Genomic DNA, 26759 nt, shown 5'->3' with positions numbered 1-26759 from the left:
ACGTGGCTACAACTGCTGCAAATGCCCATAAAGCTTGGCGTACAAACCACCATCGGCAATCAACTGCTGATGGTCGCCATCCTCGGCAATCTGCCCGCCATCGAACACCAATACCCGGTCGGCCTGTTTCACCGCCGACAAGCGGTGCGCGATGATTAGCGTAGTGCGGTTGCTCAGGAACCGTGCCAGCGCCTGGTGCAGGTTGTATTCAGTGGCAGCGTCCAGTGCGGAAGTGGCCTCGTCGAGGATCACCACTTTGGGTTCGGCCAGTACCATCCGCGCAATCGCCAGGCGTTGGCGCTGGCCGCCGGACAAACGCACACCGGAGCGTCCGACGATGCTGTCGAGGCCGTCAGGCAATTCTCGAACCGTGTGCTGCAATTGCGCAATTTCCAGCGCTTGCCAGCAGGCTTCGTCACTGCGCTCACGGCCCATCGTCAGGTTGGCGCGAATGGTGTCGTTAAACAGCGCGGGGTGTTGCAGGACGACAGCGACGTTTTCGCGGACCGTTTCCAGGCCGATCTCTTGCTGGGTCGAACCACCGAAGCGAATGGTCCCGGCCAGCGGCGTGTATAAACCCAGCAGCAACTGCACCAAGGTGCTTTTACCGCCGCCACTGGCACCGACGATGGCGACTTTTTCCCCGGGGGCGATGGACAGGTCCATCTTGTTCAACACCAACTCGTCGCCATAACCGAAACTCAGGCCCTGGACTTCAATGCCCACGGTGTCACGGCCCTGAAACGGGTCGACGCCACCCGGGTACTGCGGCTCATCGGCCCGGGACAGCAGTTCGTTAATCCGCGACAACGCGCCGCTGGCGGCGTAATAGGCGTACTGCAAGTTCAGCAGTTGTTCCACCGGACCGATCATGAACCACAGGTAGCTGAACACCGCCAGCATCTGGCCGATGGACAGGTCGGAAAACAGCACGGTGAGCATGGCCGCGGCACGGAAAATATCGATGCCAAACTGGAACAACAGGCCGCTGGCGCGGTTCGAGGCATCGGTTTTCCACTGAGAGTTCACCGCGTAATCGCGCACCTCCCGGGCTCGCAGGCCAAGGCGCCCGAGGAAGAACCCCTGGCGGTTACCGGCGCGTACTTCCTGAATTGAATCGAGGGTTTCGGTCAGTGCCTGGGTGAAGCGCGAGGTGCTGTCGTTTTCGAGTTTTTTCAGGTGTTTGACCCGCTTGCCCAACTGCACCGTGGCATAGATCACCAACGGGTTAAACAGCATGATCAGCAGCGCCAGCTTCCAGTGCATCCAGATCAGAATGCTCGCGGTACCCACCAGGGTCAGCATCGCCACGAGGAAACGACTGAGGGTTTCGCCGACGAATTTGTCCAGCGTGTCCAGGTCGGTGACCAGGTGCGTGGTCACGGTGCCGCTGCCCAGGCTTTCGTATTCGCCCAGGGAAATTCGCTTGAGCCGCTCGATCAGCCGGGTGCGAATGCGATAGACGATGTCCTTGGCCTGCGCCGCGAACAACTTTGCCTGCACGACGTTGAACAACAAGGCCCCGCAGCGCAACACCAAGGTCACGAGCAACATCAGGCCAATGTAGCCCGCCGCTTTCTGCCAGCCTTCGGGCAGGGCGTGGTTCATGACCTTCAGCGCGGCGTCACCGTGCCCCAGCAATACTTCGTCCACCAGCAACGGCAGCAGCAATGGAATCGGCACGCTGCACAAGGTCGCCAGCACGGCGACGCCGTTGGCGATCCACAGGGATTTTTTATGGTGCAAGGCCAGTCGGCGGATTTCGGCCCAGCTCAATCGATCGACAGGCTTGGGCGCCGGGACGTCATCGGGCACATCATGCACAGGCAGCACGCTCCAGCCAGCGGCCGAGCAACGGGGACAGTTCACTCAGAGGCTGATACCCGTTGGTCAGCAACGCCAATTGACCATTACGCTCAGCCAGCAAGGTTGGGAAACCGGCGATGCCCAAGTCCTGGACCCAGGTGAAGTCGGCCGCCGTGGCGGCGTGCATATCGGCACGGTCGAACGCGGCGGCAAACTCAATGCGCGGCAAACCGGCCTGCTCGGCGAGTTCGACCAGCACGCTGGCGCGGGTGACGTCGCGACCTTCGGCGTAGAACGCGTGCTGAATCAGGCCCAGCAGCTTCCACGCGCAATCCGGCGCCAGGCTGCGCGCAGTGACCAGAGCCCGGCACGCGGGCTCGGTGTCGTAGACAAAACCGTCGGGCAGCGCCCCCTCAAGCTTGAACGGTTGGCCGGTGGCCTCGGTGACCGCTTGCCAATGTTCAAGAATGTAGCGCCGGGTGGTGGGCTCCAGCGCCGCCCCGCTGCCGGTGCGCAAACCACCGACGATCAAATGCACGTCGACGCCCGCCGCCTGTGCTTGCGCGACCAAGGCGTTAGCCACTGGCGCAAAGCCCCAGCACCAAGAACACATCGGATCCATCACATAGAGCAGGCGGCGCGCTGACATGGTTCAAGCCTCGGAAGGAGTTTGCTTGTAGTTGTAGCCGATCGGGTGAGGCAAGTTGCGCGCCTTGGCCAGTTCGATCTGCTTCTGCCGATCAATGGCGCTGCGCCGGGTTTTTTCGCTCAAGGTGTCCCAGCAATGCGGGCAACTGATGCCGGCCACGTAGTGCTCTGAGGCGCGGTCTTCAACACTGACTGGCGTACGACAGGCATGACACTGATCGTAATCACCTTCGCTGAGGTCATGACGAACGGTCACACGGTTATCGAACACAAAGCAGTCGCCCTGCCATTTGGTTTCTTCCTGCGGCACCTCTTCGAGGTACTTCAGGATACCGCCCTTGAGGTGGTAGACCTCATCGAAACCTTCGCTGAGCATGTAGCTCGACGCTTTCTCGCAACGGATGCCGCCGGTGCAGAACATCGCGACCTTCTTGTGCACGGCGGGGTCGAAGTTGGCTTTGATGTAGTCGGGAAATTCGCGAAAACTGGTGGTTTTCGGGTCGATGGCGCCTTCGAAGGTGCCAATCGATACTTCGTAATCGTTGCGGGTGTCGATCAACAGCACTTCCGGATCGTTGATCAACGCATTCCAGTCCTGCGGATCAACGTAGGTGCCGACCTTTTTGTTCGGGTCCACGCCATCAACACCCAGGGTGACGATTTCTTTCTTGAGTTTGACTTTGGTGCGATAGAACGGCTGATCGTCGCAGTACGACTCTTTGTGATCGATGTCGTCCATGCGTGGGTCGTTCTTGAGCCAGGCCATCAGTCCGTCGATGCCTTCGCGGGTACCGGACACAGTGCCGTTGATGCCTTCTTCAGCGATCAGCAGCGTGCCTTTGATGCCGTTGTCGACCATGGCTTGCAGCAGTGGCTCGCGCAGGGCGACGTAATCTTGCAGGGTGACGAACTTATACAGTGCCGCCACGACAATCTGTTGTGTCATGGGTGTTTCTCCAGGTGGCTACCCTCGCAAAGGGTGAACCGGATTCAAAAAAAACGCGCCGGGTGAGCGGCGCGTTGCGGATTCTAGCAAAAAACGCGGGTTTAATGCTTGCTGCCGCCAGCACAGGTCGGTGAGGCCGGGGCCGCGTCGATCTGTGCCCATTCCTCGGGCGTGTAGGTATGCAGCGCCAACGCATGGAACTCGCCCATCAACTCGCCGAGCGTGCCGTAGACTTTCTGGTGACGCTTGACGCGATTCAGCCCTTCGAACTGCTGGCTGACCACCACGGCCTTGAAGTGAGTCTGCAACCCACGGCTGTGCATGTGGCTTTCATCCAGCACTTGCAGGTGTTGCGGCTGTAACAGGCCCAGTGTCGATTCGATGCGTTGTTGCATGGTCATACCGAACTCCGCTTAAGGCTTTTTCTTGGCTGGAGCGGCGGCGCCTTTCGGCTCCAGCTCGGCCGTCATGTCAGCCAGCAGCTTGTTGACTACAGGCACTGCGCTTTCCAGCTTGGCTTGAGTCATCTGGGCCGATTGCTGAGTCAGCTGTGGCATTTTTTCCAGGACTTTCTTGCCCAGTGGCGACTGGTAGAACGCAACCAGGTCTTTGAGCTCGGACTCGCTGAAGTTGGCGGTGTAGAGCTTGACCATTTCCGGTTTCAGCTTGTTCCAGCCAATGGCTTGGTCAAGCGCAGCGTTGGCTTTGGCCTGATACGTTTCCAGCAACGCTTTTTTCGATTCAGGGGCTTTGGTCTGTTCAAAGCGCTGAGCGAACATTTGCTGCACTTGCATGTACACCGGAGTGCCCAATTTGTCAGCGTGCGCCAGGGTCAGGAAAGCTTCGGCACTGGCGTTATGGCTGGCGGTATCGGCAAAAACAGGGCCGCTGGCGCAAACCAGTGCAACCGCGGTACAGATGGCACGAAGACGAGTCATCGAGTTTCCTTTTCTAGCAGGCGAGGTAAAACCCCAAGGGCCTCCATTCTGCGCCTAAAAAAGTGTGTCGCTCAACCCCAAGCCTTGTCGGGCCTGAATTAGAGGGGTTGAAGGCTCAAAAACCTGTCAGATGGAACCACTGCCGACGATCAAGGCCTAAACTGCGCTATCAGACCTACAGGAGTGTGCATGATGAGCCGTATCGAAACCGACAGCCTTGGCCAGGTGGAAGTCCCCGATGAAGCTTACTGGGGCGCTCAGACGCAACGCTCGCTGATTAACTTCGCCATCGGCAACGAAAAAATGCCGCTGGCGGTGCTGCATGCCCTGGCACTGATCAAAAAAGCCGCGGCGCGAGTCAACGACCGTAACGGCGACGTGCCCGCCGACATCGCCCGGCTGATCGAACAGGCGGCCGACGAAGTGCTCGATGGCAACCATGACGACCAGTTCCCGCTGGTGGTCTGGCAGACCGGCAGCGGCACCCAAAGCAATATGAACGTCAATGAAGTGATCGCTGGCCGCGCCAACGAGCTGGCCGGCAACCCGCGCGGCGGCAAGTCGCCGGTGCACCCCAACGATCACGTCAATCGCTCCCAGAGCTCCAATGACTGTTTCCCCACCGCCATGCACATCGCCGCGGCGCAGGCCGTTCAGCAGCAGTTGTTACCGGCGATCAGTGAATTGTCGGGAGGCCTTGCCGAGCTGGCAGCGCGCCACATGAAACTGGTCAAGACCGGCCGAACGCACATGATGGACGCCACGCCGATCACGTTCGGCCAGGAAGTTTCGGCGTTTATTGCGCAACTGGATTACGCCGAACGGGCGATCCGCAGCGCGTTGCCAGCCGTGTGTGAGCTGGCCCAGGGCGGTACCGCGGTCGGCACGGGGCTGAATTCGCCTCACGGTTTTGGCGAAGCGATTGCCGCCGAACTGGCCGCCCTCTCCGGCCTGCCTTTCATCACGGCGCCGAACAAATTCGCCGCGCTGGCCGGTCATGAGCCGCTGACGACCCTGTCGGGTGCACTGAAAACCCTGGCGGTGACCCTGATGAAAATCGCCAACGACTTGCGCCTGCTGGGCTCCGGGCCACGAGCCGGTTTTGCTGAAGTGAAATTGCCGGCCAACGAACCGGGCAGCTCGATCATGCCGGGCAAGGTCAATCCGACGCAGTGCGAAGCGCTATCGATGCTGGCTTGCCAGGTCCTGGGCAACGACGTCGCCATCGGGTTTGCGGCGAGCCAGGGCCATCTGCAATTGAATGTGTTCAAACCGGTGATCATCCACAACCTGCTGCAATCTATCCGCCTGCTGGGCGATGGCTGCAGCAACTTCCAGCAGCACTGCATTGCCGGACTTGAGCCGGACGCAGAGAAAATGGCTGAACATCTGGAGCGGGGCTTGATGCTGGTGACCGCGTTGAACCCGCACATCGGCTATGACAAATCGGCAGAGATTGCCAAGAAGGCGTATGCGCAGGGGCTGACGTTGCGGGAGGCGGCGTTGCAGTTGGGTTATCTGACCGATGAACAGTTTGATGCGTGGGTGCGGCCGGAAAACATGCTGGAGGCCGGGGCCAAGGGCTGAGATGTGTAGCGCCTAGCAGTCAGCCATCGCGGGCAAGCCATGCTCCTACGGGTTTTGCGTCGATCAAAATGTCCGGTATCGACACAAAACCCGTAGGAGCATGGCTTGCCCGCGATGAACGATGACGCGGTTTAACCGGCCGCCATCCGCACCTTCCGGGCCTTGAGCCCGGCAATCAACGACGGCCCCAACGCCACCAGCGCCGACCCCAGCACCACCAGCACCGCGCCGCCATAGCCCAGACCGTTGATCGTCTCGGCATGCACAAAATCAGGCCACAACCATGCCGCCACGGCCACCGCGGCAAACGTCACCAACGGCGTGATCGCCAGCGTCGCACTCACCCGCGAAGCTTCCCAATGGGCCAACGCTTCGGCAAACGCGCCATAGGCAATCAGCGTATTCATGCAGCACGCCAGCAGCAGCCAGCCTTGCAGCGGGCTCAGTTGCAGCGCTTCCAGTGGGTGCACCCACGGCGTCAGCAACAGCGCACAGAACAGGTAGATCACCATCATCACCTGCAACGAATTCCACACGGTCAGCAGTTGCTTCTGCCCCAAGGCGTAGAAGGTCCAGACCGTGGACGCCAGCAACACCAGCAGCACGCCGGTGGTGTATTCGGTCAACGAAGTGAGTAACTCGGCCAGGCGCTGATTGAAAAACAGGGCGAAACCGACCAGCAGCACCAGCAGCCCAATCCCCTGCCCCACGCTGAAGCGTTCCTTGAACACAAACAGACTGGCGATCAGCAACATGATCGGGCCCATCTGCACCACCAATTGCGCGGTGCCGGCGCTGAGCAAGTTCAAACCCATCAAGTACAACACGTAGTTACCGACCAGACCGAGCACCGCCATCAGCACCAGCCAGCCACCGCGTGGACCGAGGGCTTTACGGCTCGGCAAGCGCTTGGTCGCCGCCAGATAAACGAACAGGCACCCGCCGGATACGATCAAGCGAAACCAGGTGACGGTCACCGGGTCCATCACCAGCAGCACTTGCTTGAGTTTGATCGGCAGGATTCCCCACAGCAGCGCAGTCAGCAGGGCCAGAAACAGACCGTAAACCCAGCGACCGGATGAAATGTGCATGCGAACCCCAACAGCCAGATGGCGAGAATCGTCATTCTAGGCGCAGAGAGGCCTGGCACACAGGGACAGTTGGCGAGCAGGCGCAAATGAAACTGTGCAGGTCGCAGCAACTAATTGACGATCGGCCGTCGATCAGTTGCTCAGGCGTGCCAAGGGGTTCGTGCATAAGCTCATCGGATCACTTTCAGGAGAATCGCCATGTACGGCATGCGCGCCCAGGACAAAGCCCCCGCGACACACTTTCGCAGTGACCGGTTGTGTCGCGTGAATGGGGAGTTGTTTTTCAGTACCCGTGAAAACACGCTGGAGGGGCCGTTTAATGATGCAGAGGCGGCGCAGCGCGAGATTCAGGCGTACATCGAGCGGATGCAGGCATCGAGTGCCCAGCTTTAGACTGAGGCGCTGCCTTCACGAGCAGGCTCGCTCCCACAGTTGATCGCATTCCAATGTGGGAGCGGGCTTGCCCGCGATAGCGGTTGATCAGGCGACACAGCTTTGCGAATTTAACGCACCGCCTCAAACAACCCCGTCGCGCCCATCCCGCCGCCCACGCACATGGTAACGATGCCGTAGCGCAAATTGCGGCGCTGCAACTCACGCACCAGATGCCCGACCTGACGCGAGCCGGTCATGCCGAACGGGTGCCCGATGGAAATCGAACCGCCATTGACGTTGTACTTCTCGTTATCGATCTCCAGCCGATTTCGGCTGTACAGGCACTGCGAGGCAAACGCTTCGTTGAGCTCCCACAGATCAATGTCGGCAACCTGCAAGCCCTTGGCCTTGAGCAACTTCGGCACCGAGAACACCGGGCCGATGCCCATTTCATCCGGCTCGCACCCGGCGACCGTGAAACCACGGAAAAACGCCTTCGGCTTGAGCCCCAGTTCCAGGGCTTTTTCCAGGCTCATCACCAGCGTCATCGAGGCACCGTCGGACAGCTGCGAGGAGTTGCCCGCCGTCACCGAGCCGTCTTCAGCAAACACCGGCTTCAGTCCCGCCAGGCTTTCCAGCGTGGTGTCCGCCCGATTGCAGTCATCGCGATCAACGATGCCATCGAGGATTTGAATCGCACCGGTGGCCTTGTCTTCCACGCGGTACTTCACCGCCATCGGCACGATTTCATCATCGAACAGACCGGCGGCCTGCGCCTGGGCGGTGCGCTGCTGGCTTTGCAAGGCGTACAGGTCTTGCTCCTGGCGGCTGACGTTGTAACGACGGGCGACGATTTCGGCGGTCTGCCCCATCGGGAAGTAAATGCCCGGCACCTGCTCCTTGAGCAGCGGGTTGATCAGGTTATCGGTGTTGACGCTTTTCATGGTCAGGCTGATGGATTCGACGCCACCGGCCACGATGATGTCGCTGCACCCCGAAGCAATCTGGTTGGCGGCAATGGCAATCGCCTGCAAGCCCGAGGAGCAAAAGCGGTTGAGGGTCATGCCGGCGGTACCAATGCCCAAGCGCGAGAGCACGGCGACATTGCGCCCGATGTTGTAGCCCTGCGCGCCTTCGTTGGAGCCCGCACCGACGATGCAATCCTCGACGCTGGCCGGGTCGATGCCGTTGCGCGCTAGCAACGAGTCGACACAATGCGCCGCCATGTCGTCCGGACGGGTCTGGTTGAACTTGCCGCGAAAGGACTTGGCCAGGCCGGTCCGCACGCTGTCGACGATCACCACTTCACGCATGGCATACCTCATTGTTGTTATCGGTTGAGAGTGGACCGAGCATATGTCCACCTCATAACCGACCGCGACAATCATTCATCCCGCGTATGCGCAACCATCGACTCAGTCCTTGTGTTTCTTCGCCTTCTTGTCGGACTTTTCGAACGCCTCTTCCAGCGCCAGATTAATGGTGCGCAACACCTTGACCCGCGCCCAGCGCTTGTCATTGGCTTCGACCAGGGTCCAGGGAGAGATTTCCGTGCTGGTACGGTCAACCATGTCGCCGACCGCGGCGCGGTACGCGTCCCATTTGTCGCGATTGCGCCAGTCATCCTCCGTAATCTTGAACCGCTTGAAGGGGATCTGTTCGCGCTCCTGGAAGCGTTCCAGCTGCGTCTGTTTGTCGATGGCCAGCCAGAACTTGACCACGATCACCCCGGCATCAGCGATCTGCTCTTCGAAATCGTTGATTTCGCTGTAGGCGCGCAGCCAGTCCGCCGGGCTGCAGAATCCTTCGATGCGCTCTACCAGCACCCGTCCGTACCAGGAACGATCGAACACGGTGAACTTGCCCCGCGCCGGAAGGTGTCTCCAGAAACGCCACAAATAGGGCTGCGCCCGCTCTTCTTCGGTGGGCGCGGCAATCGGCACGATGCTGTACTGACGCGGATCAAGCGCCGCCGCCACCCGGCGAATCGCCCCGCCCTTGCCCGCCGCATCGTTGCCTTCGAACACCGCCACCAGCGCATGTCGGCGCATGCGCTTGTCACGCATCAACCCGGAAAACCGCGCCTGTTCAGTTACCAACTGCTCTTCGTAGTCGTCTTTGTCCAGCTGCTGGGTCAGGTCGAGGCTGTCGAGCAGGTTCACTTGATCGACGCTGGGGAATACGGGCGCGGCACTGACTTTTTCCGGGTGTATCTTCGGCCGCTTCAACGCGCCGTGCAGGCTATCGAGCAGAATCTTGCCCACCACCAGGCTGCGATAGCGCGCGTCCATCCCGGCGATCACATGCCACGGCGCGTAGTCACGACTGGTGCGACGCAATACCCGCTCGCCGAACTTCACGAACCGGTCATACGTTTGCGATTGCTGCCAATCCAGCGGGCTGATGCGCCAGCTATGTAACGGGTCGTCGGCCAACGCTTTAAGGCGGGCCTTCATTTGTTTCTTGGAGAGGTGGAACCAGAACTTGACGATCAACGCGCCTTCATCGCACAGCATTTTCTCCAGACGCTCGGCCGCGTTGATGGCCTGGTCGAGTCGAGGGTCCTTGAACTCGCCATGGACCCGGCCTTGTAGCATCTGGCTGTACCAGTTTCCGAAGAAAATCCCCATGCGTCCCTTGGCGGGAAGCATCCGCCAATAGCGCCAGGCCGGTGGCCGTGACAGCTCTTCGTCGGTTTGCTGGTCGAACGTGCGGACCTCGATCAGGCGCGGGTCCATCCATTCGTTGAGCAACTTGACCGTCTCGCCCTTGCCGGCACCTTCGATGCCGTTGATCAGAATGATCACCGGAAACCGGCTCTGCTGGCCTAGCTCAAACTGAGCTTCGAGCAAGGCTTCGCGCAGTGCCGGCACTTCGGCGTCATAGGTTTCTTTGTCAATGGCGTGGTCGATTTCAGCAGACTCAAACATGGGCGGCTCCCTTCCAGATGTGAGCAAGACTAGCGGATTGATTCCTCCAGCGGGGGAGAAATCCGATTTTCACTGTCGGGACCGCCATGGACCTTGCCATGGATCAGGCAGCGTCCCGGCGATCGGCTAGAATGGCGGCCTTGCCGTTGCCGAGCCTGCCATGAAACCTGTATTGCCTCACGCCCAACTCGACTGGGATGACCAGGGTCGTCCGTACTCGCGAGTGTTCGACGACGTGTATTTTTCCGACAAGTCGGGCCTCGAAGAAACCCGTTACGTGTTCCTTGAGCAAAACGCTCTGCGTGAGCGTTTCAGCACGTTGGCGGACGGCGGCCGACTGGTGATTGGCGAGACGGGCTTCGGCACCGGATTGAATTTTCTGTGTGCCTGGCAATTGTTCGAACAGCACGCCGTGGCGGGTGCACGGCTGCACTTCGTCAGCGTCGAAAAGTACCCTCTGAGCTTGCCCGACCTGCAGCGAGCCCTGGCGTTGTGGCCAGAACTCAAACCGTTCGCCGATCAATTGCTCGCCCAGTACGTGGCCATTCATCAAGGCTTCCAGCGCCTGATTCTGGATAACGGCCGCGTGACGCTGACCCTGTTGATTGGCGATGCACTGGAACAATTACCGCAACTGGACGCACAGATTGACGCCTGGTTTCTCGACGGTTTCGCCCCGGCAAAAAACCCCGACATGTGGACCGCCGAACTGTTTGCCGAACTGGCACGGCTGGCAGCGCCCGGCTCGACCATCAGCACGTTCACCAGTACCGGTTGGGTGCGACGCTTGCTCAATGGCGCAGGGTTCAAGATGAAGCGCACGCCGGGCATCGGCCACAAGTGGGAAATCCTGCGGGGCGTGTTCCTCGGATGGCCCGAGGACGCCGCTGCGCCCATTGCCGTAAAACCCTGGTTTGCGCGTCCGGCGCCGTTGACGGGCGAGCGTCATGCCTTGGTCATCGGTGCCGGCCTGGCCGGTTGTGCAAGCGCTGCCAGCCTGGCGGCGCGGGGTTGGCAGGTGAGCCTGCTGGAGCGCCACGACGCGCTGGCGCAGGAAGCCTCGGGCAATCCACAGGGCGTGCTGTACCTCAAGCTTTCGGCCCATGGCACGGCGCTGTCGCAATTGATTGTCAGTGGTTTTGGCTACACCCGACGCCTGCTTGAACATTTGCAGCGGGGCCTCGACTGGGACGATTGCGGCGTCCTGCAACTGGCCTTCAATGCCAAGGAGGCGCAGCGTCAGGCGCAACTGGCGGCGGCGTTCCCCGAGGATTTATTGCACACACTGGATCGAGTGCAGGCCCAGAGCCGTGCCGGCATCGGCCTGCAATCGGGCGGCCTGTTTTATCCCGAAGGCGGTTGGGTGCACCCGCCCGCCTTGTGCCAATGGCAAGCCGGGCAACCGAATATCAAGCTCCTGATGCACCACGAGGTCCTGGAACTGCGTCGCCAGGATAATCAGTGGCAAGCCTGGGACGGCGAGACCTTGCTGGCGAGCGCACCGGTCGTGGTGCTGGCCGGCGCCGCCGAGATCAAGCGTCTCCCCTACAGCAGCGAACTGCCGCTCAAACGCATTCGCGGACAAATCACTCGTCTGCATCAGACACCTGACAGCCAAAGCCTGAGCACCGTGGTCTGCGCCGAAGGGTATGTCGCGCCAGCCCGGCTGGGTGAACACACGCTGGGCGCCAGTTTCGATTTCAACAGCGATGACCTGACACCCACGGCGGCCGAGCATGCCGGCAACCTGAACATGCTCGAAGAGATTTCGGCGGATCTGGTCGAACGGCTCGGCGCGCACACCCTGCAACCTGAAGCACTTGAAGGTCGCGCGGCGTTTCGCTGCACCAGCCCGGACTACTTGCCGATTGTCGGCCCCTTGGCCGATCACCAGGCTTTCGCCGACGCCTACATCGCCCTGAGCAAGGATGCCCGGCAAACGCCGGACATCCCTTGCCCATGGCTGGACGGCTTGTACGTCAACAGCGGCCATGGTTCACGGGGATTGATCACCGCGCCGTTAGCAGGCGAATTGCTTGCCGCCTGGCTCGATGACGAACCCCTGCCACTGCCCAGGGCCGTGGCCGAAGCCTGTCATCCCAACCGTTTTGCGCTGCGGCGTTTGATTCGGGGTCAATGACCCCGAAGCAGCTCGTTCAATGACCGATTAACAGCACGAAAATCTGGTCTGTTCAGTGGTTGATACAGCAGCATTTTCAATGCTTGGCAGCAATATGTACCGCACGCCCCCACCTTTTTTCGGGTAAGACCGCCCCGTCCACCACACGGGCTTATTACTTATCGATCTAAAACTCCCACAGTCCCACTGGGTCAGTTTCTGAGTACCCGCCGATTTGGCCGGGTATCGATTGACCCTCCCCAACGGAAAAACCGGTAAGGACTTTATGTGCGGATTAGCTGGCGAATTACGCTTCGATCATCAACCTGCGGACCTCGCGGCCGTTGAACGAATCACCCATCACTTAGCCCCTCGTGGCCCTGACGCCTGGGGTTTTCATGCTCAAGGACCGATTGCCCTGGGCCATCGGCGCTTGAAAATCATGGACCTGTCAGACGGCTCGGCGCAGCCGATGATCGACATTCAACTGGGCCTGTCCCTGGCCTTCAACGGCGCGATCTATAACTTCCCCGAGTTGCGCACCGAGCTCGAAAACCTCGGTTATGCGTTCTACTCCGGCGGGGACACCGAAGTGCTGCTCAAGGGCTATCACGCCTGGGGTGAAGCCTTGCTGCCCAAGCTAAACGGCATGTTTGCGTTCGCCATTTGGGAGCGCGACGCCCAACGATTGTTCATCGCCCGCGACCGTCTCGGCGTGAAGCCGCTGTACCTGTCCCGAACCGGCCAGCGCCTGCGCTTTGCCTCAGCGTTGCCGGCGTTGCTCAAGGGTGGCGACATCAACCCGATTCTCGACCCGGTGGCGCTCAATCATTACCTGAACTTCCACGCCGTGGTCCCGGCGCCGCGCACCCTGCTGGCCGGCATTGAAAAACTGCCACCGGCGACCTGGATGCGCATCGAAGCGGACGGCAGCACCGAACAGAAAACCTGGTGGACCCTGTCCTATGGCCCACGCGCCGACGAAATCGACCTGACCCTCGAAGACTGGCGTGACCGTGTCCTCGATAGCACGCGCGACGCCGTGGCGATCCGCCAACGGGCGGCGGTCGACGTTGGCGTTCTGCTCTCGGGCGGCGTCGACTCAAGCCTGCTGGTCGGGCTGTTGCGTGAAGTCGGCGTGGAAAACCTGTCGACCTTCTCCATTGGTTTTGAGGATGCCGGCGGCGAACGCGGCGACGAGTTCCAGTATTCGGACCTCATCGCCACCCACTACGGCACCCGGCATCATCAATTGCGCATCGACGAAAAAGAGATCATCGAGCAATTGCCAGCGGCATTCCGCGCCATGAGCGAGCCGATGGTCAGTCATGACTGCATCGCCTTCTATCTGCTCTCACGCGAAGTGGCCAAGCATTGCAAAGTGGTGCAAAGCGGCCAAGGTGCGGACGAGCTGTTCGCCGGTTATCACTGGTATCCGCAGGTCGATGGCGCAAGCGATCCGTACACGGCTTATCGCGAGGCGTTCTTCGACCGCAGCCATGAGGAGTACGCAGCCACTGTGCAGCCGAAATGGCTGACGGCGAATGACGCCGCCGGTGACTTCGTGAAGGAACATTTCGCACAGCCCGGTGCCGAGGCGGCAGTGGACAAGGCCTTGCGTCTGGACAGCACGGTGATGCTGGTGGACGACCCGGTCAAACGCGTCGACAACATGACCATGGCCTGGGGGCTGGAGGCACGCACGCCGTTTCTTGACTATCGCCTGGTGGAATTGTCGGCCCGCGTGCCGGGCAAATTCAAACTGCCGGGCGGTGGCAAACACGTCTTGAAAGAAGCCGCGAGATCGGTGATTCCGAGTGAAGTCATCGACCGCAAGAAAGGTTACTTCCCGGTGCCAGGCCTCAAGCATTTGCAAGGTGACACGCTGAACTGGGTGCGCGACCTGTTGCTTGACCCCAGCCAGGATCGCGGCCTGTTCAACCCGGCCATGCTCGACCGTTTGCTGACGGACCCGCAGGGTCAATTGACCCCGTTGCGCGGCTCAAAGCTGTGGCAACTGGCGGCCCTGAACCTGTGGCTCAGTGAGCAAGGAATCTGATCGATGAAACCCCACGCCACGGCTTATAGCCAACGCTTGTTGCGCGGCCAGCCACCTTCTTATGAACGCTTGCAGGCGCGTCTGGCCGAAGATGGCAGCGCCTTGAGCGCCGCGCCGATTGCCGTGCATTGCGGCTGGGGCCGGTTGCTGATCGGGCACACCTTCCCCGATCCGGCCAGCCTCGCCCAAGCGTTGCTCAACGAGCAGCCGGGCGAGCGCGACATTGCCCTTTACGTCGCCGCACCCCAGCAAATACTGGGGCTGGAGCCGGCTCAGCTATTTCTCGACCCCTCGGACACCTTGCGTTTGTGGTTCAGCGATTACCGTCAGGCCACTCGCGTGTTTCGTGGTTTCCGCATTCGTCGGGCACAAAGCGAGGCGGACTGGCAGGCCATCAACCAGCTGTATCAGGCGCGCGGCATGCTGCCGATCGATGCAAGTCTGTTGACCCCACGGCATCTGGGCGGCCCGGTGTATTGGCTGGCCGAAGACGAAGACAGCGGCGCAATCATTGGCAGTGTCATGGGCCTCAACCACCACAAGGCGTTCAACGACCCGGAAAACGGCAGCAGCCTGTGGTGCCTGGCGGTCGACCCGCAGTGTTCACGACCGGGTGTGGGCGAAGTGTTGGTGCGTCACTTGATCGAGCACTTCATGAGCCGTGGGCTCAGTTGCCTGGACTTGTCCGTTTTGCACGACAACCGACAGGCGAAAAGCCTTTACGCCAAACTCGGGTTTCGCAACCTCTCGACCTTCGCCATCAAGCGCAAGAACGGCATCAATCAGCCGCTGTTTCTCGGACCGGGGCCGCAGGCCAATTTCAATCCATATGCGCGAATCATCGTCGAAGAAGCCCATCGGCGCGGCATTGACGTACAGGTGGATGATGCCGATGCGGGCCTGTTCACCCTCAGCCATGGTGGACGCCGGGTGCGTTGTCGCGAATCGTTGAGCGACCTGACCAGCGCCATCAGCATGAGCTTGTGTCAGGACAAAAGCCTGACGCACAAAGTGCTCAAGGCCGCAGGGCTGAACCTGCCTGCGCAACAATTGGCCGGTAACGCCGATGACAATCTGGCGTTTCTCGATGAGCACGAGCGCGTGGTGGTCAAACCACTGGATGGCGAACAAGGCCAGGGCGTTGCCGTGGATTTGCGCACGATTGAAGAGGTGCAGCACGCCATCGAAGCCGCCCGCCAATTCGACAGTCGCGTGCTGCTGGAAAGCTTCCACGAAGGGCTGGACCTGCGGATTGTGGTGATCGGGTTTGAGGTGGTGGCGGCGGCGATTCGGCGCCCGGCGCAAGTGATCGGCGATGGTCAGCATGCCATCGGCGCATTGATCGAAGCCCAGAGCCGGCGTCGGCAGGCCGCCACCCGTGGTGAAAGCAAAATCCCGCTGGATCATGAAACCCAGCGCACGTTGCATGCGGCGGGTTACGACTACAACAGCGTCCTGCCAGCGGGCGAGCAACTGTTCGTACGCAAGACAGCGAATCTTCATACAGGCGGAATTCTGGAGGACGTCACGGCGATCCTGCATCCGACCCTGGCGGACGCCGCGGTGCGGGCGGCACGGGCGCTGGATATCCCGATGGTCGGGCTCGACCTGATGGTGCTGTCCGCCGACCAGCCTGAGTATGTGTTTATCGAGGCCAATGAACGCGCCGGGCTGGCCAACCATGAACCGCAGCCGACGGCTGAGCGGTTTGTGGACTTGTTATTTCCGCACAGTCAGCCGGCGGGCTAGCGCCCGTCATGATCGTTACTCATTAGGAGTTTCCATGATCAGCAAAATCCCTGAACCGGATCTCGATTACCTGCAAAAAGTCCTGCTGGAAATGCTCGCCATTCCCAGCCCGACCGGGTTCACCGACACCATCGTGCGCTACGTCGCCGAACGCCTGGAAGAGTTGGGCATTCCATTCGAAATGACCCGGCGCGGAACCATCCGTGCAACCCTCAAAGGCAAAAAAAGCAGCCCCGACCGTGCGGTTTGCGCTCACCTGGATACCATCGGTGCGGCGGTTCGTGCCGTGAAGGATAACGGTCGCCTGGCCTTGGCGCCGGTCGGTTGCTGGTCCAGCCGTTTTGCCGAGGGCAGCCGGGTCAGCCTGTTCACCGATAACGGGGTGATTCGCGGCAGCGTGTTGCCGCTGATGGCATCCGGGCATGCTTTCAACACGGCCGTGGACGAAATGCCGATCAGCTGGGATCACGTCGAACTGCGCCTGGATGCCTACTGCGCCACCCGCGCCGATTGCGATTCGCTGGGGATCAGCGTGGGCGATTTCGTGGCCTTCGACCCGCTGCCGGAATTCACTGAAAGCGGCCACATCAGTGCCCGCCACCTCGACGACAAGGCCGGTGTCGCCGCACTGCTCGCGGCGCTCAAGGCCATCGTCGACAGTGGTGAAGCGTTGATGATCGATTGCCATCCGCTGTTCACCATTACCGAGGAAACCGGCAGTGGCGCGGCGGCAGCGTTGCCGTGGGACGTCAGCGAATTCGTCGGAATCGACATTGCGCCCGTTGCACCCGGCCAGCACTCCAGCGAACACGCCGTCAGTGTGGCGATGCAGGATTCCGGCGGACCTTACGACTATCACTTGTCGCGCCATTTGCTGCGACTGGCCAGTGACAATGAACTGCCCGTGCGCCGCGACCTGTTCCGTTACTACTTCAGCGATGCGCACTCGGCGGTGACCGCCGGGCATGACATTCGCACTGCCCTGCTCGCCTTTGGTTGTGATGCGACCCATGGCTACGAACGCACCCACATCGACAGTCTGGCGGCGCTCAGTCGATTGCTCGGTGCCTACCTACTGAGCCCGCCGGTGTTTGCCAGCGATGCGCAACCGGCGACGGGATCGCTGGACCGGTTCAGTCATCAGATCGAACATGACACACAGATGGAAAGTGATACGCGGGTGCCGTCGGTGGACAGTCTGGTCGGGCAGCGGTCTGAAGGCTGATCCGGGTACTTCGTTGTCAGGTAAATCCCTTCGCGAGCAGGCTCGCTCCTACAATTGATCGCATTCCCCTGCTCGCGAAGGCGGTAGGTCAGAACGCATGAGGCCGAGACTAGTCGCAAGCGGTCATTCGCCGTAGCATCCCGACATTGTTTTAGCCGAGGTGCCCATGCTGATTCCCCACGACCAACTTGAAGTCGACACCCTGACCCGCCTGATCGAGGACTTCGTGACCCGTGACGGCACCGACAACGGTGACGATACACCGCTGGAAACCCGCGTTTTGCGGGTTCGCCAGGCATTGACCAAAGGTCAGGCGCTGATTGTCTTCGATCCGGAAAGCGAGCAGTGCCAATTGATGCTCAAGCACGATGTGCCCAAGCATCTGTTTGACTGAACGGTTCAGCGGCCCTTGGCCTTTGCCCGCTTGGCCTGGATGCGCTCATAGACTTCAGCGCGATGCACATTGACGTTTTGCGGCGCTTCGACGCCAAAGCGCACACTGGCGCCGTTGACGTTGAGGATACGCACTGAAATGTTGTCACCGATGGAAATCATCTCGCCCACAACACGACTGAGTACAAGCATGGTATTGGTCCTTCAGGATTACCGGTCCTTGAAGATGCCCGGCGCATCGAAGGGCTTCAATGCGATGACGACAAATCAGTCCGACCCTACAGCACCGGACGACCACCACTGACGGAAACATCCGACAAATCGTTCGGACGCAGGAACAATCCTTCAGGAAACCGAGAAGCGCGGGCCGAACAAAATGACGCTCGCGCCGATCACGCACAACGCCACGCCGATCCAGTCCGAACTCAATGGACGAATCCGCTCGACGACCGCCAGCCAGCCAATTGAAGCGATGATGTAAATGCCACCGTAGGCCGCGTAGGCGCGACCGGCGTAGGCGGCTTCGACGCGGGTCAGCAGCAGCGCGAACAAGGTCAGGCTGAGCAGTGCCGGCACGACCCACCACACACTTTTGCCTTGGCGCAACCACATCCAGAACGCGAAACAGCCAGCGATTTCGAACAGCGCCGCGAGGAAAAACCACAGGTAATTGAGCATGCAGATGCCTCGTGAGGATGGCCGATGGCGGCCACCCTAACGACGCCGACACCCATGGGCAAGTTCAGTCAGCGTTTTGTTTGGCCTTGGCGCGCATTTTGTCGGCCATGACGGTCATTTCGTTGTAGAGCAGTTGCGGGTTCTTCTGTTTGATCGCCCACGCCATGCGGCCTTGTTCGTGAGGCAGGATCATGAATTCGCCGGCGGCCACCTGTTTGTAGATGTAGTCGGCAATGTCGGTGGCGGTGATTGGCGAACTTTCCAGCAATTTGCCGACCTGGGCTTTCATCGCCGGGGTCGGGCCGCGGAAAGAGTCGAGCAAGTTGGTCTGGAAGAACGACGGGCATACGACATGCACGCCTACTTCCTGTTGTGCCAGTTCGATCAACAGGCTTTCCGACAACGCCACAACGCCGGCCTTGGCCACGTTGTAGTTGCTCATGGCCGGGCCTTGCATCAGGGCGGCCATCGACGCGATGTTGATGATCTTGCCTTTGCTTTTCTCCAGCAGCGGCAAGAACGCCTTGCAGCCCTTGACCACACCCATCAGGTTGATCGCGATCTGCCAGTCCCAATCCTCCAGGGACAGTTCGCTGAAGAAGCCGCCCGACGCCACGCCCGCATTGTTGACGATGACATCGATGCCGCCGAGCTTCTCTTCGCACGCCTGGGCGAAGGCCGTCAGTTGGCTGTAGTCGCGTACATCGCAACGCTGGATAAAACCATCACCGCCGGCGTCGCGAACGAGTTTGAGGGTTTCTTGCAGGCCAGGCTCGCTGACATCCGACAAGGCCAGTTGCCAGCCTTCACGCGCCCAGCGCAGCGCGATTTCGCGACCCAGGCCCGAGCCCGCGCCAGTGATCATCATGCGATTTTGCATAGCAAACAGCCTTGTGGTTCCGGGGAAGATGCGCTGAGTGTAGCGAAGGACATAACCCGACCCACGCTGTATCAGATTGCTGAATGGCCCGAGCAAACCGCGGGCGCGTGTGCTCCAACTAACCCTGTGAAAAAGAAATAGCCGGGTCTTCAAAAAACATTAAAAAAACATGGAATTTTCCGACTCGCGCATCAGTCGGACTTTGTAAGCAGCTTGAAATTTTAACCTTCCAGCAGACAGTTAAAAGTCAGGTCTTTCCATAACACTTCCAACAAGGTAATAGACATGGGCACAATTTTGATCGTTATTCTCATTCTCTTGCTGATCGGTGGTCTGCCGGTCTTCCCGCACTCCAGAAGTTGGGGCTATGGCCCGTCGGGTATCATCGGCGTGGTATTGGTGGTGCTGTTGATTTTGCTCTTGCTTGGCCGGATATAACGGTTTAACAGGCAAAAAAAGAGGCCCTTGAAAAGGGCCTCTTTTTAATGCGCTGGAAACTTAGTCCGGTTTGCCGTCAACCACACCGGCGGTGTTGTCGAGCAGGCTTTTGGTCGCCGTTTGCAGGAACGACTCGAGCTTGAGTTTCAACTCGGCAGTGCGCGGATCGTTAGGAACGATCTCGGCGTGCGGGTTGGCGCCCAGTTCGTAGCGGTACACCTTCGGCTCCATTTCCTTTTCTTTTGGCAGCACCAGGATCTGGTCAGCCGTAAGGATGGCGGTAGTCTGCTCGCTCCCCGACGGTTTGATCACGCCAAAACCGGCATCGCCTTCAGGCAGGTTGAGCAGGTCACGCCCCCAGCACTGATGGCGCACTTCGCCACCGATACGGCCCATGATGGTCGGCACGATGTCGATCTGAGTGCCGACGGTGTGGTCACGCTGGCCGAACTTTTCCTGGATACCCGGCGCGATCATCAGCATCGGAACGTTGAAGCGGCCCAGGTCCATTTCGGTGATTTGCTGTTCGTTGCCGAAACCATGGTCACCCACGATCACGAACAGGGTTTCCTTGAAGTACGGCTCTTTACGCGCCTTCTCGAAGAATTGCCCGAGCGCCCAGTCGGAGTAGCGCATGGCGGTCAGGTGTTCGTTCAGGTTGCCGCGATCAGTCACGCGTTCAACCGGCAATGGCGTCGGCAAGGCATACGGCGTGTGGTTCGACAGCGTCTGCAGCAAGGCATAGAACGGCTTGCCATTTCCACGAGCCTTGAGCTCTACCAGGCCACGGTCGAACATATCCTGGTCAGACACGCCCCAAGTAGGGTCGGAGAACACCGGGTTCACGTAGTCGTTACGCCCGATGAAGTTGGTCATGCCCTGGTTGCTGAAGAAACCCGACTGGTTATCCCAGGCGAAATCGCCGTTGTAGACGTATACGTCGTCGAAGTCGCGGGCACTGAGCAACTGCGGCAGACCGGACAATTTGTGGCTGCCTTCCGGGGTTTGCATCAGGTATTCGAAACCCGGCAGGTTCGGGAAGCAGGCCATGGTGGCAAACATGCCCTGGTGGGTGTGGGTGCCATTGGAGAAGAAGCGGTCGAACAACAGGCCTTCCTTCGACAGTTTGTCGAGGTAGGGGGTGATGTTACCCGGGCCGCCCAACGCGCCGACCGAGTGACCGGCCATGCTTTCCATCAGGATCACCACCACGTTCTTGATCGGCAGGGTCTTGTCGGCCGGTGGTGTGTAGTCGCGACGCACGGCGGCGATGTCGGCATCCACCAGTTTTTCGTCTTTCATCACCAGCATGTCACGCACGGTCTGCTGAGCCTGAGGCTGCGGCAGCGTAGCTTTCCAGATGTTGTCGCGATCTTCGGACATCCGGCTCTTGGCCGCCGCGATCAACGACAGTGTGCCGTTGAGGCCCAACTGGTTGGCGAAGTTCGAGTCGGTGGTGTAAACGTCACCCCAGCGCAGCGGCGGGCCCTGACGCAAAGTGCCACGAGCGGCCACTACGCAGATCAGCAGGCAAACGACGAACACGCCGATGCGCGCATACCACGGGGCGATCTGGCGAGTGCCGATGCTGCCGCCGCTGAACGGGCCGCGAGGACGGGTCGCACGATCAGCGCCCTTGAACGCCAGGGTCAGAATCAATGTGCCAAAGGCCCAGGCCAGCAGATAGCGAACCACCGGGAAACCGTACCAGAGCATGCTCATCACGGTTTTCGGGTCTTCCTTCACGTACTGGAAGACCAGACCGTTGAGGCGCTGGTGGAACTCGCGGTAGAAGTCCATCTCCATCAGGCCGAGGAACAGCGCGATGCTCGACGCGATGGTCAGCCAGAAACGGAAGAAGCCGCGCGCAGCCATGGCCCGCGCGCTGAACAGTGCCAGCAACAGCGGAACGCAAAGGTAGACCACCAGTCGCAGGTCGAAACGCAGACCGTTGGCGAATGCTTCAAGGAAAGTGGAAGCCGGTGTGTCGAGGATCATCGAGCGGTTGTAGACCAGCAGCGCAACACGCAGCAGGCTGAACATGACCATCATGATCAAGGCGCACAGCAGCGTGTAGGCCAGGTGCGATTTGACGGTCGGTTGCAGCAGGCGACTAGAAGCTCGCTGCTGATTCAGGGCGTCCGGGTTTGCCATGTCGTTTTAGGACCCATTGGAAGTTGAAGTTTCAAAAAATACTGCGGCGCCCTGCCCTCTGTTAGCCAATACCTGGCCCCGGGGCTTGCGCGGTGCGCAAATGTTGCACGATCACCCGCCTCATTGCCATTGATTACTGTTTGACTGGCGGGTGCGGGCGGATTGTCTTGGAGCCATTGTGAAAATTTTGTGCAACGCATATCCGGAAACACAATAAAACCGGGGCCTGCGTTAAAACGCAAACGCCCCGAACCAGTCGGGGCGTTTTGTAGAACAACGCTGTGATTACTTCTCGGCGCGTTGTTTCAGGGCTTTCAAAGTATCGAACGGCGCATCGACCACAAACTTGTTGGCAACCATCGACGGCACGCTGCCGCCTGGCTCGGTGTGAACCTGATAGGTCACTTCAACCTGGTCACCCTTGGGTACGAACTTCCAGAAGCCTTCGACCTTGGTGACGCGCACGAAACCTTTTTCTTCCGGGACGTATTTCGGTACGCCTTCGAGCTTGCGGGTCAGGCTGCCATCGGCACCTTCGACGGTGGTGACGTGCAGCACCGAGTCACGCGGGGTAACCGGCCATGGGGTATTGAATTGGGTGTAGGTCCAGCTCTGGTCACCTTCATGCTTGAGCAGCTTTTGGGTTTTGCATTCGTGAATCCAGGCACAGGCACCGGACACGTCTTCCTGCAGTGCGCGCAGTTTGGCAACAGTGGTCTTCATCAATACGACGCCCTGGTAGGCCTTGTAGTCCGAGCCAGGCACTTCACTCAGGGAGACCTTGATGCCGTCCTCGTTCTTGGCGACTTTCCAGTCTTCAGCCTGAACGGCCGTGGTGGCCAACGCGGCGGTCAGTCCACACAAAACAGCAATACGATGCAGCGAACCCATAGTCTTATTCCTTATTGTTGAAGTTCCGTTGTTTGAACACATCACGCCGCGGTCATTTGCTCCCACCATCCCAGCAATTTGATCGCCTCGTCACTGCTGCTTCCGCACACTTCGACGTCGGCTTCAAATGCCGAACACACCGCGGGGCGCTCCGGGTTGCCGAAGATGCTGCACAGGTTATCGACCGAAAGTTGTACGCAACGTTCGCCCGCGGCTTTGCCATTGGGCATACCGGGAATCGGTGAACTGATGGAAGGGGCAATGCAACAGGCGCCACAGCCTTCACGGCATTTCATGACGACGAGCTCCTCACGAGGTGTGATATGTAAAAGGACGGGGCACAGAGTAACCGCTAAAACAGTTGTTTAAAATTACCTGAACCGGGGTTTTTTCGTTCAAATCAACGTGACTGACCAGTCTCCGACAAAGCGTCTGGCCTGCGGGTCACGGATGGGAATGATTTACTGCTTGAACTCGAAATCCAGCGCCGCCCCTTCGACTTCCCGGCGCTCTTCATTGCGCAGTTGCAACTGCATTTCGTTGCTGAGCAAACGGCCGTTCAATTGAAAAGGGCTGCTGTCCGGCTTTTTTTCGCCAAACATGGGCGGCAACAACGGATCGTGCCTGGGCAAAGGCACAGTGCCGAGCGGTTTGAATTCTTCTGCCATTTGCGGGGGCAGTCTCAAATCAAGATTGGCGGAAGGAAGCTGGGTTTTCACCACTTCACTGGCCGGTTTCGACTTGGAGGCAATGGGTGGTCGCTTTTTCACCACAGCCGCATTCTTTTTGGCTGGCGCGGCTTTCTTGGCGGGTGCCGGCTTTTTCGACGTTGCGCTGACTGCCGGTTTTTCCTGACCAGCCGCCGCCATGACGCCTTCGGCTTGAACGGTCATCAACAGGCAAAAAGACAGGCAGACGGCAGGAAAAATCGGCTTCATGAACCCAACAGCGCTAACGGCAGAGGGCCATATGCTCGCCTGTTGCACGTCACATGACAAGCACCGCGCAAAACGACCGCACGACGGCTTAGAAGCCGCCGGCCATCTCCTGGCAAAGTTGCGTCGCCAACATCCCCAAGGTCATCAAGGCACGTTCGGCTTCTCGATTCCAGGGGATGCCACAGTTCAGCCGAATGCAGTGATTGAACTGCTCGGTGTTACTGAAGATCAGCCCCGGCGCGATGCTGATGCCCTGCTGCAACGCCCGTACGTGCAGTTCCTGTGTGTTTACCCGTCCCGGCAAACTGACCCACAGAATGAAGCCGCCAGTAGGCCGGGTCATCTGCGTGCCTTCCGGGAAGTATTGCTGGACTGCGAGCTGAAAGGCGCTGAGGTTCTTGCGGTATTCCTGACGGATGTAGCGCAAGTGCCGGTCGTAACCGCCGTTTTCCAGATAAGCCGCAATGCCCATTTGCGTGACGCTGCAGGCCGAATGGGTACTGAACGTCTGCAAGCGCTGGATTTCCTGCTGGTACTTGCCAGCGATCATCCAGCCGATCCGCACGCCCGGCGACAAGGTCTTGGAGAAGCTGGAACAATAGATGACCCGATCCAGCCGATCGTAGGCCTTGAGCGATTTGGTGCGCCCCTGCTCGAACATCAGCTCGCCGTAAATATCATCTTCGACAATCTGGATGTCGAAATCCGACGCCAGGCGCAGCAATTGTTTCTGGCGTTCCTCGGGCATGGTTCCGCCCAATGGATTGCTCAGACGCGTGGTCAACACCAGCGCCTTGATCGACCATTGATTGGCCGCCAGTTGCAGGGCTTCCAGGCTCATGCCGGTAGCGGGGTCGCTGGGGATTTCGATCACTTTGAGACCGAGCAAGTCGGCCAGTTGCAGCAGACCATAATAAGTCGGTGATTCGGCGGCGATCAGGTCGCCGGGCCGAGTCAGTACCCGCAATGACATCTGCAATGCGTCGACGCAGCCGTGGGTGATGACCACTTCGGAGGGATCAACCACCACACCGGCATCGCGCATGCGGATCGCCACCTGCCGGCGCAGCGGTTCGAAGCCGGGGCTGAACATGTAGCTGAAGGCACGCGGGCTATGGAATCGGGTGACTTTGGCCAATTGCTGATGCAGCGCCCGCACCGGCAGGTAATCGACGCTGGGCACCGCGGCGCCCAGCGGAAAAACGCCTTCGCGGCGGGATTCGACCAACACTTGTTGAATGATGCTGCTGCGCGTGACCAGGCCTGGGCGCTCGACCCGGGCAATGTCGGGAGTCGGCGCGGTCAGGGCCGGTGTCTGGTGAACGTAATAACCCGACTGCGGCCGGGCACGGATCAGGCCCTGATCTTCAAGATTGGCATACGCCTGCAACACCGTCGCATGGCTGACGTTGAGCTGCGAACTCATCTTGCGCACCGAAGGCACGCGCTCTCCCGGTTGATAGACACCACGGCGGATGTCTTCGGCCAGTTGTTGAGCAATACGTTGGTAGAGCAAAAGATTGGTCATGACGCAGCACTCGATTTCACGGGCATTTTATTCTTGTGGGGAACAATACCGGAACAGTTTAGAAGTGTACTGGGACAGTTGCCACAATAGTCGACCATACAGTGCAGTGTCAGCAAAATCTGTACTGCTTTTTGGGAGAACGTGAAGCCGTTTGCAGGCGTAAAAAAACCCGGCGCTGACTGGCAGGCCGGGCTTTCCAATGACGCAGCCCTTAGCGAGCAGCGCCCAATTGGCCTTTTTCGTCGGAGAAAACTATTTCCACGCGGCGGTTTTGCGCACGACCGCGCTCGGAGGCGTTCACGTCCACCGGGTATTCATCCCCGTACCCTTCGACATGAATGCGCTTTTCATCGATCCCCAGATCCATCAGCACATCGGCTACCGACTGTGCACGGTCACGGGACAGCTTGATATTGTCCTGCTTGCCACCGGTGCTGTCGGTATACCCCTCGATCCGCACCACGCGGTTGGGGTTGAGCTGCAGGAACTGCACGATCTTCAATACCACGCGGTTGGCCGAGTTCTTTAGCTCCGCCTCGCCCGTATCGAACAGCATATCGCCCAATGTCATCACCAGACCGCGGTCGGTCTGAGTAGTGGTCAATGCGAGGATCTGTTCTTCGAGCCATTTGCCTTGCTGTTGCACGCTAACCAGTTTGGATTCACGCAGAGCCAATTGCAGACGCTGACGCTCCAGTTCGAGCTTCACCGCGCGCTCTTCGTTGAGCACTTGATTGGTGTGCTCACGCGCAATTTCGCTGTAGCGCTGGCTCAAGTAGGCGTAATGCACGACGTCCCAACCACTGCCCCAATAGCTGGACAGACGATCGGCGCGGGCCAGGGATTCACCGGCGCGGATCACGTCTTTGGGCGCGATACGCAGCACATTGGAGTCTTCCTTGACCTTCTGGAAGTCTGCGCCAGCCTCTTGCAAGGCGGCTTCACTGTGTTGACCGGCGCACCCATACAGGCTTGCACAACCGGCGAGGATCAAGCCGCCGAGAACTGTTGACTTGAGGCTCATTGGGCATCTCCCAGTTGCTTGCGCAAACGAGTGATGCGGGTGTTGAGCACATTCAATTGCTCCTCGCTCTTGAGGGTCAGCACTTTGGCTTCAGCCAGACGCGCGTCCAGCTCGGCCTGCTCGGCCCGCATGCGCGCATGTTTGTAGGACTGGTCAGCCATGTTGCCTTGGGCACGGGCGAATTTTTCTTCGGCCAGCTTCATTTCCGGCACGTCTTCGGCGGTGGCACCCACGGCTTTGGCTTGTACGAGTGCCTGTTCGGTCAGGCGATTCTGTTCATTCGGCGCAGGGTCAGCTGCACAACCCGCCAGAGCCAGAACGGCCAGGGCAGCGAAAAGAGGTCGAATACTCACTAAAAATCC

26 protein-coding genes are annotated in these 26759 nt (G+C 59.7%); 8 read left to right on the top strand and 18 right to left on the bottom strand.

All coding sequences use genetic code 11. The annotated features are described in order from the left end of the window. Positions 1-6 precede the first annotated feature (6 nt). From AC1D2P_RS02505 to AC1D2P_RS02485, 5 genes are all read right to left on the bottom strand, one after another. Complete coding sequence (locus AC1D2P_RS02505; RefSeq protein ID WP_223522291.1) at positions 7-1824, bottom strand: ABC transporter ATP-binding protein; 1818 nt, start codon at positions 1822-1824, stop codon at positions 7-9. Then, the gene (locus AC1D2P_RS02500; RefSeq protein WP_175649043.1) at positions 1817-2419 is read right to left on the bottom strand and encodes a DsbA family protein; all 603 of its coding nucleotides are present in this window, start codon (positions 2417-2419) and stop codon (positions 1817-1819) included. Before AC1D2P_RS02500 ends, AC1D2P_RS02505 begins: the two co-directional genes overlap by 8 nt. 39 nt (positions 2420-2458) lie before the next feature. Next, a complete protein-coding gene (gene trhO, locus AC1D2P_RS02495; protein ID WP_046031738.1) occupies positions 2459-3400 on the bottom strand; it encodes an oxygen-dependent tRNA uridine(34) hydroxylase TrhO in 942 nt (313 codons plus the stop codon). 101 nt (positions 3401-3501) lie between these two features. Then, positions 3502-3801, bottom strand: coding sequence for a BolA family protein (locus AC1D2P_RS02490; RefSeq protein ID WP_008151216.1), 300 nt, complete (start codon positions 3799-3801; stop codon positions 3502-3504). Between the two features lie 12 nt (positions 3802-3813). Next, positions 3814-4338, bottom strand: coding sequence for a DUF2059 domain-containing protein (locus tag AC1D2P_RS02485; protein ID WP_046031737.1), 525 nt, complete (start codon positions 4336-4338; stop codon positions 3814-3816). 192 nt (positions 4339-4530) lie between these two features. On the opposite strand from AC1D2P_RS02485, the gene AC1D2P_RS02480 reads away from it, so the two are divergent. Further along, positions 4531-5925 (top strand): class II fumarate hydratase, encoded by a 1395-nt coding sequence (locus AC1D2P_RS02480; RefSeq protein WP_109785236.1) that lies wholly within the window; start codon positions 4531-4533, stop codon positions 5923-5925. 131 nt (positions 5926-6056) lie between these two features. Here AC1D2P_RS02480 and AC1D2P_RS02475 read toward each other — a convergent pair whose 3' ends face one another. Further along, positions 6057-7016 carry a DMT family transporter gene (locus AC1D2P_RS02475; protein ID WP_477757786.1) on the bottom strand — a complete coding sequence of 320 codons (960 nt, stop codon included), beginning with the start codon at positions 7014-7016 and terminating at the stop codon, positions 6057-6059. Between the two features lie 198 nt (positions 7017-7214). Here AC1D2P_RS02475 and AC1D2P_RS02470 point away from each other — a divergent pair, with 198 nt between their 5' ends. Further along, entirely contained in the window at positions 7215-7409 is a 195-nt protein-coding gene (locus tag AC1D2P_RS02470; RefSeq protein WP_477757787.1) for a DUF6316 family protein, read from the top strand. A 110-nt stretch (positions 7410-7519) separates the two neighbouring features. On the opposite strand, the gene AC1D2P_RS02465 is transcribed toward AC1D2P_RS02470, so the two are convergent. Both AC1D2P_RS02465 and pap read right to left on the bottom strand, forming a co-directional pair. Then, positions 7520-8704: a thiolase family protein gene (locus tag AC1D2P_RS02465; protein WP_046031733.1), complete on the bottom strand. Its 1185-nt coding sequence runs from the start codon at positions 8702-8704 to the stop codon at positions 7520-7522. A 102-nt stretch (positions 8705-8806) separates the two neighbouring features. Further along, positions 8807-10321: a polyphosphate:AMP phosphotransferase gene (gene pap / locus AC1D2P_RS02460; RefSeq protein WP_046031732.1), complete on the bottom strand. Its 1515-nt coding sequence runs from the start codon at positions 10319-10321 to the stop codon at positions 8807-8809. Between the two features lie 160 nt (positions 10322-10481). Between pap and mnmC the strand changes: the two genes are divergently transcribed. From mnmC to AC1D2P_RS02435, 5 genes are all read left to right on the top strand, one after another. Next, the gene (mnmC, locus tag AC1D2P_RS02455; protein ID WP_477757788.1) at positions 10482-12461 is read left to right on the top strand and encodes a bifunctional tRNA (5-methylaminomethyl-2-thiouridine)(34)-methyltransferase MnmC2/FAD-dependent 5-carboxymethylaminomethyl-2-thiouridine(34) oxidoreductase MnmC1; all 1980 of its coding nucleotides are present in this window, start codon (positions 10482-10484) and stop codon (positions 12459-12461) included. Between the two features lie 265 nt (positions 12462-12726). After that, positions 12727-14499: an N-acetylglutaminylglutamine amidotransferase gene (locus tag AC1D2P_RS02450; RefSeq protein WP_477757789.1), complete on the top strand. Its 1773-nt coding sequence runs from the start codon at positions 12727-12729 to the stop codon at positions 14497-14499. A gap of 3 nt (positions 14500-14502) precedes the next feature. After that, positions 14503-16248, top strand: a complete 1746-nt coding sequence (gene ngg / locus AC1D2P_RS02445) for an N-acetylglutaminylglutamine synthetase (RefSeq protein ID WP_109785231.1) — start codon at positions 14503-14505, stop codon at positions 16246-16248. 34 nt (positions 16249-16282) lie between these two features. Continuing rightward, positions 16283-17473 (top strand): osmoprotectant NAGGN system M42 family peptidase, encoded by a 1191-nt coding sequence (locus AC1D2P_RS02440; protein ID WP_109785230.1) that lies wholly within the window; start codon positions 16283-16285, stop codon positions 17471-17473. A 166-nt stretch (positions 17474-17639) separates the two neighbouring features. Beyond that, the gene (locus AC1D2P_RS02435; RefSeq protein WP_003199186.1) at positions 17640-17867 is read left to right on the top strand and encodes a YheU family protein; all 228 of its coding nucleotides are present in this window, start codon (positions 17640-17642) and stop codon (positions 17865-17867) included. A gap of 5 nt (positions 17868-17872) precedes the next feature. On the opposite strand, the gene csrA is transcribed toward AC1D2P_RS02435, so the two are convergent. The 3 genes from csrA to AC1D2P_RS02420 all read right to left on the bottom strand — a co-directional run bounded on the left by csrA (position 17873) and on the right by AC1D2P_RS02420 (position 19424). After that, positions 17873-18058: a carbon storage regulator CsrA gene (gene csrA / locus AC1D2P_RS02430; RefSeq protein WP_046031727.1), complete on the bottom strand. Its 186-nt coding sequence runs from the start codon at positions 18056-18058 to the stop codon at positions 17873-17875. 153 nt (positions 18059-18211) lie between these two features. Continuing rightward, positions 18212-18544, bottom strand: a complete 333-nt coding sequence (locus AC1D2P_RS02425) for a YnfA family protein (protein WP_077431565.1) — start codon at positions 18542-18544, stop codon at positions 18212-18214. 64 nt (positions 18545-18608) lie between these two features. Then, a complete protein-coding gene (locus AC1D2P_RS02420) occupies positions 18609-19424 on the bottom strand; it encodes an SDR family oxidoreductase (protein WP_046031725.1) in 816 nt (271 codons plus the stop codon). A gap of 279 nt (positions 19425-19703) precedes the next feature. On the opposite strand from AC1D2P_RS02420, the gene AC1D2P_RS02415 reads away from it, so the two are divergent. Next, positions 19704-19862, top strand: a complete 159-nt coding sequence (locus AC1D2P_RS02415) for a DUF3309 family protein (RefSeq protein WP_172825980.1) — start codon at positions 19704-19706, stop codon at positions 19860-19862. A 60-nt stretch (positions 19863-19922) separates the two neighbouring features. On the opposite strand, the gene AC1D2P_RS02410 is transcribed toward AC1D2P_RS02415, so the two are convergent. The 7 genes from AC1D2P_RS02410 to AC1D2P_RS02380 form a co-directional block, all read right to left on the bottom strand. Then, positions 19923-22016 (bottom strand): LTA synthase family protein, encoded by a 2094-nt coding sequence (locus AC1D2P_RS02410; RefSeq protein WP_477757790.1) that lies wholly within the window; start codon positions 22014-22016, stop codon positions 19923-19925. A 285-nt stretch (positions 22017-22301) separates the two neighbouring features. Further along, positions 22302-22907, bottom strand: coding sequence for an START domain-containing protein (locus AC1D2P_RS02405; RefSeq protein WP_477757791.1), 606 nt, complete (start codon positions 22905-22907; stop codon positions 22302-22304). A gap of 41 nt (positions 22908-22948) precedes the next feature. Next, entirely contained in the window at positions 22949-23203 is a 255-nt protein-coding gene (locus tag AC1D2P_RS02400) for a YkgJ family cysteine cluster protein (protein ID WP_046031722.1), read from the bottom strand. A 165-nt stretch (positions 23204-23368) separates the two neighbouring features. Further along, positions 23369-23845 carry a hypothetical protein gene (locus AC1D2P_RS02395; RefSeq protein WP_046031721.1) on the bottom strand — a complete coding sequence of 159 codons (477 nt, stop codon included), beginning with the start codon at positions 23843-23845 and terminating at the stop codon, positions 23369-23371. Positions 23846-23933: 88 nt separating this feature from the next. Next, the gene (locus AC1D2P_RS02390; RefSeq protein ID WP_046031720.1) at positions 23934-25373 is read right to left on the bottom strand and encodes an aminotransferase-like domain-containing protein; all 1440 of its coding nucleotides are present in this window, start codon (positions 25371-25373) and stop codon (positions 23934-23936) included. Positions 25374-25584: 211 nt separating this feature from the next. Beyond that, positions 25585-26397 carry an OmpA family protein gene (locus AC1D2P_RS02385; RefSeq protein ID WP_109785227.1) on the bottom strand — a complete coding sequence of 271 codons (813 nt, stop codon included), beginning with the start codon at positions 26395-26397 and terminating at the stop codon, positions 25585-25587. Next, on the bottom strand, positions 26394-26750 hold the full coding sequence (locus AC1D2P_RS02380) for a DUF4398 domain-containing protein (RefSeq protein ID WP_477757792.1): 357 nt from the start codon (positions 26748-26750) through the stop codon (positions 26394-26396). Before AC1D2P_RS02380 ends, AC1D2P_RS02385 begins: the two co-directional genes overlap by 4 nt. Positions 26751-26759 lie beyond the last annotated feature (9 nt).

The sequence above is a fragment of the Pseudomonas sp. P1_F1_2 genome, from assembly GCF_056405815.1.
Note: the sequence above shows the minus strand (reverse complement) of the source record. Positions and strands in the feature narration are given on the sequence as shown.

Excerpts from the sequence above, each read along its gene's own strand:
- AC1D2P_RS02395 (WP_046031721.1), bottom strand. The coding sequence starts at position 23,845 with ATGAAGCCGATTTTTCCTGCCGTCTGCCTGTCTTTTTGCCTGTTGATG.
- AC1D2P_RS02425 (WP_077431565.1), bottom strand. The coding sequence starts at position 18,544 with ATGCTCAATTACCTGTGGTTTTTCCTCGCGGCGCTGTTCGAAATCGCT.
- AC1D2P_RS02470 (WP_477757787.1), top strand. The coding sequence starts at position 7,215 with ATGTACGGCATGCGCGCCCAGGACAAAGCCCCCGCGACACACTTTCGC.
- AC1D2P_RS02500 (WP_175649043.1), bottom strand. The coding sequence starts at position 2,419 with ATGTGTTCTTGGTGCTGGGGCTTTGCGCCAGTGGCTAACGCCTTGGTC.
- trhO (WP_046031738.1), bottom strand. The coding sequence starts at position 3,400 with ATGACACAACAGATTGTCGTGGCGGCACTGTATAAGTTCGTCACCCTG.
- AC1D2P_RS02405 (WP_477757791.1), bottom strand. The coding sequence starts at position 22,907 with ATGGGTTCGCTGCATCGTATTGCTGTTTTGTGTGGACTGACCGCCGCG.
- AC1D2P_RS02465 (WP_046031733.1), bottom strand. The coding sequence starts at position 8,704 with ATGCGTGAAGTGGTGATCGTCGACAGCGTGCGGACCGGCCTGGCCAAG.
- AC1D2P_RS02435 (WP_003199186.1), top strand. The coding sequence starts at position 17,640 with ATGCTGATTCCCCACGACCAACTTGAAGTCGACACCCTGACCCGCCTG.
- AC1D2P_RS02475 (WP_477757786.1), bottom strand. The coding sequence starts at position 7,016 with ATGCACATTTCATCCGGTCGCTGGGTTTACGGTCTGTTTCTGGCCCTG.
- AC1D2P_RS02390 (WP_046031720.1), bottom strand. The coding sequence starts at position 25,373 with ATGACCAATCTTTTGCTCTACCAACGTATTGCTCAACAACTGGCCGAA.
- AC1D2P_RS02440 (WP_109785230.1), top strand. The coding sequence starts at position 16,283 with ATGATCAGCAAAATCCCTGAACCGGATCTCGATTACCTGCAAAAAGTC.
- ngg (WP_109785231.1), top strand. The coding sequence starts at position 14,503 with ATGAAACCCCACGCCACGGCTTATAGCCAACGCTTGTTGCGCGGCCAG.
- AC1D2P_RS02450 (WP_477757789.1), top strand. The coding sequence starts at position 12,727 with ATGTGCGGATTAGCTGGCGAATTACGCTTCGATCATCAACCTGCGGAC.
- AC1D2P_RS02385 (WP_109785227.1), bottom strand. The coding sequence starts at position 26,397 with ATGAGCCTCAAGTCAACAGTTCTCGGCGGCTTGATCCTCGCCGGTTGT.
- pap (WP_046031732.1), bottom strand. The coding sequence starts at position 10,321 with ATGTTTGAGTCTGCTGAAATCGACCACGCCATTGACAAAGAAACCTAT.
- AC1D2P_RS02410 (WP_477757790.1), bottom strand. The coding sequence starts at position 22,016 with ATGGCAAACCCGGACGCCCTGAATCAGCAGCGAGCTTCTAGTCGCCTG.
- AC1D2P_RS02480 (WP_109785236.1), top strand. The coding sequence starts at position 4,531 with ATGAGCCGTATCGAAACCGACAGCCTTGGCCAGGTGGAAGTCCCCGAT.
- AC1D2P_RS02490 (WP_008151216.1), bottom strand. The coding sequence starts at position 3,801 with ATGACCATGCAACAACGCATCGAATCGACACTGGGCCTGTTACAGCCG.
- AC1D2P_RS02400 (WP_046031722.1), bottom strand. The coding sequence starts at position 23,203 with ATGAAATGCCGTGAAGGCTGTGGCGCCTGTTGCATTGCCCCTTCCATC.
- mnmC (WP_477757788.1), top strand. The coding sequence starts at position 10,482 with ATGAAACCTGTATTGCCTCACGCCCAACTCGACTGGGATGACCAGGGT.
- AC1D2P_RS02485 (WP_046031737.1), bottom strand. The coding sequence starts at position 4,338 with ATGACTCGTCTTCGTGCCATCTGTACCGCGGTTGCACTGGTTTGCGCC.
- csrA (WP_046031727.1), bottom strand. The coding sequence starts at position 18,058 with ATGCTTGTACTCAGTCGTGTTGTGGGCGAGATGATTTCCATCGGTGAC.
- AC1D2P_RS02420 (WP_046031725.1), bottom strand. The coding sequence starts at position 19,424 with ATGCAAAATCGCATGATGATCACTGGCGCGGGCTCGGGCCTGGGTCGC.